Annotated in this window: 11 protein-coding genes; 7 read left to right on the top strand and 4 right to left on the bottom strand. The window is 70.1% G+C overall.

What is annotated here, in order from left to right; translation table 11 throughout:
• The first annotated feature begins 70 nt into the window (after positions 1 to 70).
• From WQO_RS16460 to WQO_RS16475, 4 genes are all read left to right on the top strand, one after another.
• Entirely contained in the window at positions 71 to 1,591 is a 1,521-nt protein-coding gene (locus tag WQO_RS16460) for a DnaB-like helicase N-terminal domain-containing protein (protein WP_010056465.1), read from the top strand.
• A gap of 252 nt (positions 1,592 to 1,843) precedes the next feature.
• Positions 1,844 to 3,223, top strand: coding sequence for a hypothetical protein (locus WQO_RS16465; protein ID WP_010056466.1), 1,380 nt, complete (start codon positions 1,844 to 1,846; stop codon positions 3,221 to 3,223).
• A gap of 324 nt (positions 3,224 to 3,547) precedes the next feature.
• The gene (locus WQO_RS16470) at positions 3,548 to 3,889 is read left to right on the top strand and encodes a hypothetical protein (protein ID WP_010056467.1); all 342 of its coding nucleotides are present in this window, start codon (positions 3,548 to 3,550) and stop codon (positions 3,887 to 3,889) included.
• On the top strand, positions 3,886 to 5,604 hold the full coding sequence (locus WQO_RS16475) for a relaxase/mobilization nuclease domain-containing protein (protein ID WP_010056468.1): 1,719 nt from the start codon (positions 3,886 to 3,888) through the stop codon (positions 5,602 to 5,604). Before WQO_RS16470 ends, WQO_RS16475 begins: the two co-directional genes overlap by 4 nt.
• 55 nt (positions 5,605 to 5,659) lie before the next feature.
• On the opposite strand, the gene WQO_RS16480 is transcribed toward WQO_RS16475, so the two are convergent.
• The 4 genes from WQO_RS16480 to WQO_RS16495 are packed head-to-tail and all read right to left on the bottom strand — an operon-like array spanning position 5,660 to position 8,760.
• Positions 5,660 to 6,064: an NUDIX hydrolase gene (locus tag WQO_RS16480; protein WP_029181903.1), complete on the bottom strand. Its 405-nt coding sequence runs from the start codon at positions 6,062 to 6,064 to the stop codon at positions 5,660 to 5,662.
• Between the two features lie 48 nt (positions 6,065 to 6,112).
• Positions 6,113 to 7,027 (bottom strand): FAD-dependent oxidoreductase, encoded by a 915-nt coding sequence (locus WQO_RS16485; RefSeq protein WP_010056472.1) that lies wholly within the window; start codon positions 7,025 to 7,027, stop codon positions 6,113 to 6,115.
• A 4-nt stretch (positions 7,028 to 7,031) separates the two neighbouring features.
• Positions 7,032 to 7,601, bottom strand: coding sequence for a cysteine hydrolase family protein (locus tag WQO_RS16490; protein WP_010056473.1), 570 nt, complete (start codon positions 7,599 to 7,601; stop codon positions 7,032 to 7,034).
• 25 nt (positions 7,602 to 7,626) lie between these two features.
• Positions 7,627 to 8,760 (bottom strand): helix-turn-helix domain-containing protein, encoded by a 1,134-nt coding sequence (locus tag WQO_RS16495; protein WP_029181904.1) that lies wholly within the window; start codon positions 8,758 to 8,760, stop codon positions 7,627 to 7,629.
• A gap of 213 nt (positions 8,761 to 8,973) precedes the next feature.
• Between WQO_RS16495 and WQO_RS16500 the strand changes: the two genes are divergently transcribed.
• The 3 genes from WQO_RS16500 to WQO_RS16510 are packed head-to-tail and all read left to right on the top strand — an operon-like array spanning position 8,974 to position 11,888.
• Positions 8,974 to 9,441, top strand: a complete 468-nt coding sequence (locus tag WQO_RS16500) for an NUDIX hydrolase (RefSeq protein WP_010056475.1) — start codon at positions 8,974 to 8,976, stop codon at positions 9,439 to 9,441.
• 3 nt (positions 9,442 to 9,444) lie between these two features.
• A complete protein-coding gene (locus WQO_RS16505; protein ID WP_010056476.1) occupies positions 9,445 to 10,092 on the top strand; it encodes a hypothetical protein in 648 nt (215 codons plus the stop codon).
• Positions 10,089 to 11,888, top strand: a complete 1,800-nt coding sequence (locus tag WQO_RS16510) for a DUF4254 domain-containing protein (protein WP_010056477.1) — start codon at positions 10,089 to 10,091, stop codon at positions 11,886 to 11,888. Before WQO_RS16505 ends, WQO_RS16510 begins: the two co-directional genes overlap by 4 nt.
• Positions 11,889 to 11,906 lie beyond the last annotated feature (18 nt).

Below are 11,906 nucleotides of genomic sequence, written 5' to 3' on the forward strand. Positions count from 1 at the left end.
TCCATCCCTGAACGATCGAAACCGGAGGCCGGGGTTGCCGCCCCATATGGCCTGCCGGGTGAGGAGCTCCGTGAACCAGGGTACGACCCTGCCCTCCCAGACGCCATCCCGCTTCGACGAAGGCTCCACCCCGATGGAGCATCCGTTCAACCTGGACGCCGAGTGCGCGGTCCTCGGCGCCTGCATGCACGAACCCGGCGTCATCGCCGCGGTCAGGCCCATCCTCGGCGACGACGCCTTCTACCGGCCCGCGCACGAGACCATCTGGCGCGCGCTCCTCACTCAGCACCGCGAGGACAAGCCCACCGACCCGATCGTTCTCACCGAGCTGCTCCAGCAGCAAGGGGACCTACAGCGCGTGGGTGGCCACACCTACCTGTCTCAGCTCGCCAACGCCCCCTACGGCACCAGCAGCGCCGAGTACCACGCGGAGATCGTCCGCTCGAAGGCCGACCTTCGCCGCCTGGTGACCTCGGCGGTACGAACCCTTCAGCGGGCCCGGGAACCCGGCGCCGATCCCGATGCGATCCGCAGCGAAGTCGAAGCGGAAGCGCGCGCAGAGCGTGAGCGTGCGCTCGCCTCGGGGCAAGGCCGGTTGTCCCGCTTCGCCACAGATGGGTGGTCATTCGTCAAGGAGAGCGGGGCGGACGCCGAGCCCTTGTGGGGTACGCGTGAGAAGACCGTCTGGGCACCGGGCGAGAGCCTGATGATCGTCGGCGCTCCGGGCGTCGGCAAGACCACGCTGGCCCATCAAGTGATCTTCGCTCGCCTCGGTCTCCAGGAGACCGTCCTGGAGATGCCCGTCGCCCCGAGCCGACGCGTGCTCTACCTGGCGATGGACCGCCCCAAGCAGATCGCCAAGGCCATGGTCCGCCGCGTTTTCTCGACCGACGAGAAGATCCTGCGCGAGCGGCTCGTGGTCTGGCAGGGCCCGCTGCCCGCGACCCTCGACAAGGAGCCCGACCTCCTCGCCGATCTCGCCGCCGCCCACCAGGCCGACACGATCGTGGTCGACAGCCTCAAGGACGCGGTCAGCACGATGGTCGACGACAGTCTCGCGGTCGCCTTCCACAACGCCCGCATGCGCGCCCTGCGCAACGGCGTGGAGATCCTGGAGCTGCATCACCAGCGCAAGGCAACCGCGGACGCTCCACGTGGACAACGCCCCAGCCTGGACCAGGTCTACGGCTCCACCTGGATCACCGCCGGCGCGGGCAGTGTCCTGTTCGTGAGCGGTCGGGCCGGCGACCCCGCGGTCACACTGCACCACCTCAAGACCCCTACCGGCGAGGTCGGCCCCCTGGACGTCACGCACGACCATGTGCGCGGCACCACCATCGTCGACCCCACCAAGGACCCCGCCGTCCTGCTGCGCAACGCCCCCAACGGGCTGACCGCACGCGACCTGGCCGCCGTCCTCATCGGCGGAGGCGAACCCGACCGCGCCGACATCGAGAAGGCCCGACGCCACCTCGGCCGCCTCGTCGACAGCGGCCTGGCCACCAAGACCGACGGCATCGCCGGCGGGGCCGGAGGCGGCCAGCAGGCCCGCTACTACGCCTCCGCCCGCCACCTCACCGCCGTCGGCTGACCTCCTCGCCAACTCTCTCGAAGCGTTCACGGGACCGTGCACGCGGCCTCCACGCCCATGCACCCCCGTGAACCGCTCACAGGGCACACGGTCACCGAAAAACCGCAGGTAGAGCGATCACGCGCCCGTACACGCCGTACACGTGCCTAAGCGATCACGCGCGGGCCCCCCTTTAGAAGGGGGCCCGCGTGTACGCCCCCTCCGTGAACGCCGTGGTCGTCTCCCCTCCCTTCCCCCGGAGTAGATCCGCGCATGCCGCCCGCCATACCCGAAACACTCGCCACCGCCCCCTTCCCGTACGCCGACAGCCCGCTCCTGCCCGCCGCCGTCTTGGCGGTTGCCGCCGGTGCACTGCTCGTGGGCCTGAGGGCCCGACGCGGCCAACGCCTCCCCCATGATCGGAAGCGGCGGCCCTCGGCTGCCGTCGTCACCGCCACCGTGGCGGCGCTCGTGTGCACGGCCTACAGCGCGGACACCAGCTGGCGGTTCGCCGCCCACTACCTCGACATGCGCAACACCGCCGAGCGCACAACGATGTTCTCCGCCGCAGAACTCGCCCTATTCTCGATGGCACTGATGGCCCGGCAGAACCTGCATGGTCCACGGCAGACGGCCGGCCTGCCCGGAGTCCTGGTCTGGGTGATCACCGCCATGCAGACCATTCCCGCCTACGCCGAGTCCGGCCCGGTCGGCGGCACCGTACGCGCCTTCACCGGCCCGGTGATGGCGGCCGTGCTGTGGCACCTGGCCATGGGCATCGAACTCCGCCAGCGCACTCCCGACGCCACCTCCCACGGGTTCGGCGCTGTACTCACTCGGCAGGCCCGCGAGCGGCTGCTCGCCCGGCTGGGGGTCTTCGAGCAGGACCAGGGCGCGGCCGAGATTATCCGCGATCGGGCCACGCAGCGGGCCGTCGCCCTGGCTACTCGCCTCGCCGAGATAACTCCCGAACAGCGGACCGGACGGGCAGGCCGCCGCACCATACGTCGGCTTGCCAAGGCGCTCGCCCGCTCCGGCGTCGATGCCGACCCGTTCCGGAACGAACAGCTGCTGCGGCAGCTCGCCACCCGCCGTCAAGCAGCGGCGCTGGCCACCGTCGATCTGCCCGAGCGCTGGAGCCTGCCCGTCGGGCAGCCCCTCGACCTGTCCACTGCGCAGCCCGGATCCTCCCGGGCAGAGGCCGACGGGCAAGCGACCGACCACGATCGGGCAGACCGCGACGGGCGGGCAGAAGACCACGCCCGCCCGCACCCGTCAGATCCGGTCGACGGGGCGCCCGACCCGGGCGCCTGCCCCAATCCCACCGACCACTCCAGCCCGAAAACGGCCGCCCGCTCGCACCAGGTGTCGCGCCCGCAAGACGCCGCTCCGCCTCCTACGGGCAGCACCTCACTCACCCCATCGGCCAAGCACCAGACGCCGAAGCCGAAGCGGTCCGTGCGCAAGCCCAGCGCTTCCGACGAAGTCATCCTCGCGTCCGCCCGCCGCGTGTACGAGGAGACCGGCAGCGTCGGACGCGACCGTGTGGAGGACGCCGTGCGCGACGCCGGCTACAGCGTCTCCAGCAACGTCGTAGGCCGTGTCGTCCGCGAGTTCAAGTCTCGGATCGGGACCGCACACGCAGATTCCTGACCCAAGACGCAACGACTCACCCCAGCGGTGACCTGAGACGGAGATCCCGTGCGCGACCCCCATCACGAACCCGCCACATGCCAACAGCAGCCGACCACCACCCCAGCAGAAGGCGGAGCAAGTTGTCCCGGGAGCAATGCTCCCGGAATTCCCGCCCCAGGGGTGGCGGGACCGGCCCTGCGCCAGGGGGTGCCGGACCGGCAGGCTGCGACCGAGGGCGGACCGCAGCCAGGAGGGGGACGGCAGGCCGAGGCCCTTTCGCGGCGGCGTCAGCGCGCCCGTCAGCCGAAGCCCCGCAAGCGTCTGCACCAGCCCAGCTGCCGCATGAACGACGCCGAGTACCAGCGCTTCACCGATGCAGCCTCCCAGTGCCAGATGACCAACGCCGCCTTCCTCGCCTACGCAGTCGACAAGGCCGCCCGCGACCTGTCCCGCACCGCGGCCGAGATCGCCACCGAGCGGGAAGTCCTCGATGAGGTGTTCGCCGCCCGCCGGCACCTGGGTCGGATTCATGGCCTGTTCAATCAGGTCGCCAAGGCACTCAACTCCGGCGCCGACGCACCCCACCTCGACGCCGCTGCCCAGGCCGTCCTGAACGCAGCCCGCCGGATGGAAGACGCCGCCGACACCCTGCTCGCCCACCGGGACGGTGGCTGCCCGGCATGATCCCTCGAATCCACAAGCGCGGCAGCGCGACGGTCGGCCTCATCCGGTACCTGTACGGCCCCGGCACCCACGAGGAGCACATCGACCCACACCTCGTGGCGGCCTTCGACCCGCTCATGCCCGACCCGGGCCGCGATCCGCAGGCCACCTACGGGCAGCTGCAGCGGCTGCTCGACCAGCCCGTCAACGCCCTGCCCGCCGGCCGACGCCCTGACAAGCACGTGTGGCACCTGTCCGTACGCGCCAGCCCTGAAGACCCGGTTCTGCCCGACGATGCTTGGGCAGCCATCGCCCGCCGCGTAGTCGCCGCCACCGGCATCGCCCCCGAGGGCGACGACGCCGCCTGCCGGTGGGCGGCCGTCCGGCACGCCGACGACCACATCCACATCATCGCCACCCTGGTCCGCGACGACGGGCGACGGCCCCGCCTGCACAACGAAGCCCGCCGCGCTCAGGCCGAGGCCCGCCTCATCGAGACGGACTACGGCTTGCGCCGGGTCACTCCGGGCGATGGCACCGCCGCCAAGCGACCCACCAGCGCCGAACGCCATAAGGCCGAACGCCGAGGTCGACAACGCACCCCGCGCGAGGAACTGCGGGAGGCGGTCCGACGCTCGGTGGCCGGCGCCGGAAGCGAGGAGGAGTTCTTCGACCGCCTCGCCGGGGCCGGCCTGCTCGTGCGACGCCGTGTCGCACCGTCGGGCGACACCCTCGGCTACACCGTCGCCCTCCCCGGCGACCGCAACGCCAAAGGCCAGCCGGTCTTCTACTCCGGCTCCAAGCTCGCCCCGGATCTTTCCCTGCCCCGTATCCGCGAACGCTGGGACGGGAACCCTGACCGCCCCGCCCAGCAGCCGACCCTGCCGCCGGTGACCGGACCTGCGTTCGCACGCCGTCGCGTCACCAGCGCCGCCTGGCAGGCCCTGTTCGTCGTCGACCACGGCGAGAACGGCGTCGTCGCCGCTCAAATCGCCGCCACCGGGGAAGTGCTCGACACCCTCGCCCAGACGTCTGCGGCCCACACCCGCCACGAACTCCAAGCCGCAGCAGCCGCGTTCGAGCGCGCCTCCCGCTCTCACGTACGTGCCGCACGCGGCCACGACCACGCCCTGCGCCGAGCCGCCCGTGACCTCGTGCAGAGCGGCCCGGCCCTCGGCCAAGGCGAGGACGGCGCCGCCACCGCGATGGCCATCGACATGCTCATCTTCCTGGTCTCTGCCGCCGCTCACTGGCACGCCGGGAAGCAGCATGCCCAGCAGGCCGAAGCCGCGCACCGAGCTGCTGAACATCTCCGCATGGCTTACCGGACCGCCGCCGAGCGCCCGCTGGCGGCCCTTCACCAGCGAGGCGTACGCATGGCTCCCTCCCGGCAACACCGCCATGCCGCCCTCGTACGGAAAGCCCTGCCCGAATTGGCCGACCGGATCATCGCCGAACCCGGCTGGCACGCCCTCGTCGCCACTCTCGACGAAGTCCAGGCAGCCGGGCACAACCCCACCACTCTGCTCACCGAGGCAGCGGCCCGAAGGGAACTGGGCACGGCGGCGCACATGAGTGACGTACTCGTGTGGCGGCTACGGAGGTCAGCCGATCTTCCTGTTGACCCTCGGAACCTCCAGGTCCCGCCCACTTACGGGAAGCGCCCGGTCGCCGCACCCGAGCCAGCGCCTCGGAGCGAAATCATGCCGCTGAATGGCTCCCCACGGCGACGCTGAACCGCACGTTCCAGCCCTGCCGCATCAGCCCCACACTCGTGGCGTTTCACGGAAGCTAGCTCGGCAGGGCAGCGTCGAGGTAGCGCTGCACCGGCTCGAACAGCCCGTACGGCACGTACTGAGGAATCTCACCGAGCGTGACCCAGACCGTGTCGGCCACTTCACCAACGCTCGCAACAGTCGCCTCGTCCCCGACGGACCGACATGCGATGTAGTGGATCTCCCGGCCCGTCAGCGGGTGCACTCTGTGTCCCAGCGACTTCTGTGGGGCCACCCGTAGTCCGGTCTCTTCTTGGGTCTCACGTACAGCGGCTTCTTCGGGTGTTTCGCCGGATTCGATCTTCCCCGCCGGGAACTGCCACGAGAGGGCGCCTTCCGTCACGCGTCGTTGTACGAGCAGAACGCGCGCACCCCGAGCGACGATGGCAGCAGCGACCGCCACTTCTGTCTTGCTGGTCACAGGGGCTTTCCCTCCAAGAGCCATCCCTTGACGCACGACGCCGCGGCCTCACCCCTTGATGGGCAGGTCCCTGGCCGCGTAGTACGCGTGCAGCGCCGCCTCGCTGCCGGAGCCCAGGGCGGTCATGATCCGTTGGAAGCGGGCGGAGCGGAGGTCGCCGGCCACAATGACGCGGGGGTGCTGGTCGGTGGGCGGGCAGTATCCGTCCGTGCCACGGATCAGGTCTCCGGGTGGGGCTGCGGGGGCGCTTCCCAGACTGAGGAAGGCCGCGTCCGCCGTGATCGTACGGTGGGTACCGTCCCTTGCCACTGCCTCGGCCGACAGCTGGGCGCCTTCCCCACCGTGCAGCGTCAAGTGATCGACGAGGAGGAGCGTGACCCGGGAGTCCTCGCGGATCTCGTCGATCTTGTACTCGTCCGCCGCTGGGTACGCCACCAGAAGGCGCGTTTCCGTGGTCGGGTGGGCGCGCAGGAAGGTGCCAATAGAGCGGTCGCCGCCGAGGACGAGGAGGGTCCGGCTGTGGGCGTCGTCGGCGTTGGCCTGCCAGAGCGCGGGCAGGGTCAGGCCGGCGGGGGCGGTGATCCAGGTCGCGTCGCTGGGCTGGAGAGGGCCGACGCCCGTGGCGACGATGGCGTATGGGGCTGTGAGGGAAGCGCCCGTGTCCAAGGTGGCGGTCATCTGGTCGTCGTCGGCGCGGAGCTCGGTGACGTACCGACCGAGTTCGAGGCGGCACAGCTCGGTGTTCTTCAGCTCGGCGACGATGGCGTCGGCCAGCTCGGGGCCGCCGGTGTAGCCGCCGAGGACGTTGTTCAAGGCCGAGATCCGGTACAGGTTCCGGCACAGCCGGTCCGGCTCCACCAGGATCGAGCGCATGCCGACGCTGGCAGCCATACGTGCGGCAGCGCACCCGGCGGGTCCGCCGCCGATGATGAGCAGATCGGTGTCGTACAGCGTGTCGCCCATGGGGCTATTCCAGCACCGGGGCCCCTGCGTACGCGGCGAGTTGGCCGGCCACGTGGTCCGTGGTGACAAGTTGGCCGGTTCCGATCAGACGGCGTGCGACGACGAGCCCGGCGTCGTGCACGTCAGGGCCCGCGTCGCTGGCGCAGGCGTCGGTGACGATCCAGGGTGCGTGACCGTGTTCGAAGGCGTCGGCCGCGGACTTCAGGACGCAGCTCTCGGTAGCGATCCCGCAGAAGACGAGGTCGGTCCAGCCGCCTCCGCGGACCAGTTCGGCTGCCTGGGGAGTGAAGAGTGTGTAGCCGGTCTTGTCGACGACCGCGTGCGCGCGGGCTGCCGCCTCCGCGAGTTCGGGGACGATGTCGGTCTCCGGTGGTTCTTGGAGGCGGCGCCACTGGAAGAAGCGCTCGTACGGGCTGTCCGGGTAGTTGAAGTACCGAGTGAAGATCACGGGTCGGCCGGCGCCGGTCCACTGGGCGACGAGATCGGAGACCGCGGGCACGGCGTGGCGGCTTCGCTCGTTCACGAAGCCGTTCTGCATGTCGATCACAACCAGTGCGGCGCTGCCGATGTCCATTCGTTGCTTCTCCTGCCCTGTGTTCTCACCCGACGCCCTCTCTCAGAGCGTCCTGCGCTGCGCGCAGCCGTTCGGCCAGCCCGCTGGTCTTCATGATGGCCTCACGCATCAGAACGTGTTGAGCGGTCTCCTGGGCTCGGGCGGTGGTGAGCCGGGAGGAGGCAGCACGCAGGAAGCGCCAGCCGTACTGCTCGGGCATGGAGGGGTCCTGGCCGTCCTCGATCATCTGCTGCACCTGGCGGGTGAAGCACCAGAGGGCTTGGACGGTCAGTTCGCAGGTGACCAACTCGTCGATCGTGAGGCTGCGCTCGCGGGAGTGCGAGGCGTAGGCGACGCCGGACCAGCCCGCGTAGGCGGTGGAGACACCCCGTACGCCGAAGGACACGATGTCGGGGTGGTCGAAGCCGGTGGCGAGGAGAGACTCCTCGACCGCACCGCCCAGAGGAGCGGGGCCGTCCGGGGCGCCGCGGTCGACCAGGACAGAGGGCGTGGACAGGAGGCGCAGGGCGGTGTCGTGGGCGTCGCCGGACCAGGGGCCCGAGGTGAGCCAGTAGAGGGAGAGGACGTACTCGGGGTTGGGGACGCGGGCGGGTTCCTCGTCCAGGAGGTCGCGGAGCTTGTCTCTTGCCCAGGGCAGGTCGGAGGCGTAGGAGCGGTACCGCCAGACCGCAAGGTCGGTGAGCGCGGCAGGCTGGTGCGGCTGAACGAGGTGAAAGACGGCCACCCCGCACGCGAAGACGTGAAGGACGCACTCCTGTGCCTCGGGGTGGTCGACGTGGGCCGAGGAGGACTCCAGCCACTCGCCGTGCGCACTCGGTCTCATGTGTGCACGGAGGCGGCCGGCGCGCTCGACGCCGATGAAAACTGGCAGGAACTTGTGGGAGTCGACTTCGATTCGGCCTGTCACGGGTGGCGCAGCGCCGTTTGTTCCCAGCGCCGCCGCGAACCGCGTCTGCGCTTCGCCCGACGCATGGTCGAGCGCGGTGTCAAGCACAGCCTGGGACTCGGCACGCGGCTGGTAACCCGCGCCGCCGCCCTCCCAGTTCGACACGGTGCGGTCGCTGACGCCGAGGTAGGCGGCGAAGTCACGCAGGCTCATGCGAAGGGCTTCGCGCAGCAGCCGTGCTTCGCGCCCGGACCATCTCTGCACAGTCACCACCGTCGTACCCCCCGTCCGTCACCTGGTGAAATGCCGAAGCACCCTGTGCGGGCAGTCCTGTTCGGCATTACTGCGGCATTGCTGCAGCACCCGTGCGTCACACTCAGCGATCAGTTTGCACCATGCTGTATTCACGAACCGGGGAAAGTGGCCACAGCCGAAAAGCGCCCCTCCGCCCGTTCTCTCCGGTCACACACCCAAGGAGCAAACGGCATGACCGACATCGTCAAGCGCAACGCCCGCGCCATCCTTCTCGACGGCGACGAACTGGTCCTCATCAAGCGCACCAAGCCCGGCAGGGAGCCGTACTGGGTGTCCGTCGGCGGAGGAGTCGAGGAAGAGGATGCGACCATCGAGGCGGCTCTGCACCGGGAGGTGTTCGAGGAGCTGGGCGGCAAGCTGGAACGCGCCGAGCTCGTCCACCTCATCACCGATGCGCTGGAGGGAGGCGTCGGAGTCCAGCACATCTTCGCGGCGCGCCTGGAGTCGATGGACCTGGCCGCGCGGACGGGCACCGAGTTCGACAAGCCGGAGCGGGGCGGGTACGAGGTGGTCCGGGTGCCCTTCACCGCCCAGGCCGTCCGTGAGCTGAACCTGATGCCGCCTGAGCTGGCCGAGTTCATCGCCACGAACACCCACGCGATCACCTCCGTCCTCGACACACCGATCCGCGAGGCATGAGCGGTGGAGCGGTTACCGGACTTCATCAGCCTCAACGGCCCTGACAACGTCGGCAAGACGACTCACCTCGATCGGCTGGCCGCGCGCCGACACGTCTTCCAAGCGTTGGGAGCCGTCCACGAGCACGACCCCGAGCCGTGGGCGCGAGCAGCGGCCGGCGACTACGCCCGGTGGTGGTTCGAGACGTCCACGACGGTCGAGCTGACGGAGATGCTGCTCGTCGGTCACGCCAAGCGGGCCGCCGCACGCGAGCCCGGTCGTACGGCACTGCTGGACCGTGGCCTGCCCATGCTCCTCGCTGTGGCCACCGCGACATGCGTGGTCAAGGACGGGCTGACGGTGGGCGAGGCGTTCAAGACCGTGACGGATATCGCGGGTTCGCGCGCCACCGCATCGGAGACCTCGGTGCTGCTGCTCGCGTCCTTCGACGCCGAGCGCAGTTACGCCATCACCAGCGCCCGCGAGGGCCGCCCGTGGACCGGGATCTACCCGGCCTATCAGAAGACGCTGCACGCTGTTCTGCTTCACCAGGCCGGCCACGGCACGTACGCCGCCGTCGTGGACTGCGAGAACCGCTCCCTGGACGACGTGCACAGCGACGTACTCGATCACCTTGGCCTCACTCCACTCACCGACGGGAGTCCCCGATGACTCAGAACTCCCCGCCCCTGGTGCTGCCTCCGGGGCTCACCCGCGCCATGGCCACCCTCCAGGACAAGGACCGGCAGCGTCTGGACGACACCGTCACCCGGCTCCACACCGTCAACGGGCGTCTGTGGGACACCGAGAACCGAGTGCGCAGCGCCTTGCTCTCCGCCGCCCAGGTCGCCGACTGCAAGCGAGAGATCGACCAGCTCAACGCCGAACGCAACGCCCTCGCCGAGCGCGCTGACGAAGTGCTCGGCTCGCTGGCGGACGCGGGCCGTGCCGATGTGCCGCTGCACACCGAGACGCTCGCCTCCGTCGTGGACCGCATGTCGGTGCTGACGCTGCGGATCTGGCACAGCGAGCGTGCGGCGGGCCGCGATGAGCTGGCCCGTCGACGTGTCCCGGCCCTTCACGGGCAACGTGAGGAGCTGTGCGCCGCCCTCGACGCGCTGGTATCCGATGTCGTCGCAGGCCGTCGTCGGCTCCCCGTGCCGGCCCGCTTCAAGCTGTACGGGCGGGAGGACGTCGCTCCGGCGGAGATCAAGCCGAGTCGGCATCTGCGCCAGGTGCTCGCCTTCGGCGGGCTGAGCGAGTGCGGGAAGAGCACCAGCGCGCAGTTCGTCCAGCGGACCTGCGGCGCCCAACGTCTCAAGATCGGCTTCCTGTTACGGCAGGCAGCCCACCGGGAAGGGCTCGCGGACCCGTACGCGCTCTCGGCCCGTCGGCAGGCCGAACTGCTCCTCGGCGAGCTGAACCGCTTTGCGGACGCCCACGTCGACACGAAGCTGTTCACCATCGAGTCCGTCCACGACGATGCCTCGATCGCCGAGCTCAAGCAGCTCATGGGCGACACGCTCCAGATCGTCTACCTGGACGCCTCCTTCGCCGTACGCGTCGAGCGGTCGGGCACTCCGGCCCAGGCCGTCGCCGCGAAGGACGAGATCAAGATGAGCCGCGGCGCCCATCAGGTCGCCGCTCTGGCCGACCACGTCATCGACAACACCGGCAGCATCGCAGCCCTTCGCGCCCGCCTCCGGCGCATCGCCTCCCCGCCCTCCACGACTGCGCTGCGCGTGGCCACCCCGTACGGGCTCGGTCTTCCGGCAGCAGTCGCGTCGGCGACGGCCGACTTCACCGACACGGTGCGGGCATACGGATCCGGCGTCCGGCTCGTCGCCCTGACCGGAAGCCCCGGAGAGGGAACCTGGATCGCCGGCTGGTCCGACCTGGACCTCATGGTGATCGCCGAGCACGAGGTCATCGGCGAGATCCATGAGGCCCTGGAGCAGTACCGGACAGCCCTCGGCAATGCGGCCTCTCTGGGCCCCACCCTCGTCACGCCCGGAGAACTGACCGCCCGACGCCTCACTCCGCGCCTGGCCTTCGTCCTTCACCAGCTCCAGCAGGGAAGCCCCGTCCTGCATGCGGCATCCGACCTCGCACTCCCGACGATCAGCCGGGACGAGCTCGCGTTCGCCGCCGTCCGCGAACTGCCCCAGGTCATGCTCACCATGCGCCGCCTGCGCACTGCGGAGGGGGCGACCGCCCTGCGGCAGCTCTACAAGCACCTCGTGCTCGCCTGCCGCCTTCTCCTGCGCGAGCACAACCAGTGGGAGTCCGGCCCCGACCGGATCCTCGCCGCCGCCTCCCGCATGCCGGGTCTTACGGCCCTCACGGTCCCTCCTCTGGCCGAGGTCGCGAACGCTTGGCGTGACGGTGACACCGAGCTCGTCCTCAAGCCCGTCACCGCGTCGGTCGACCAGCTCCTCACCTGGTACGCCCTCCAGCTCGCTGCCTGAACCAAGCACCTCTCCTTC

This window comes from Streptomyces globisporus C-1027 (assembly GCF_000261345.2).
GTDB lineage: Bacteria > Actinomycetota > Actinomycetes > Streptomycetales > Streptomycetaceae > Streptomyces > Streptomyces pakalii.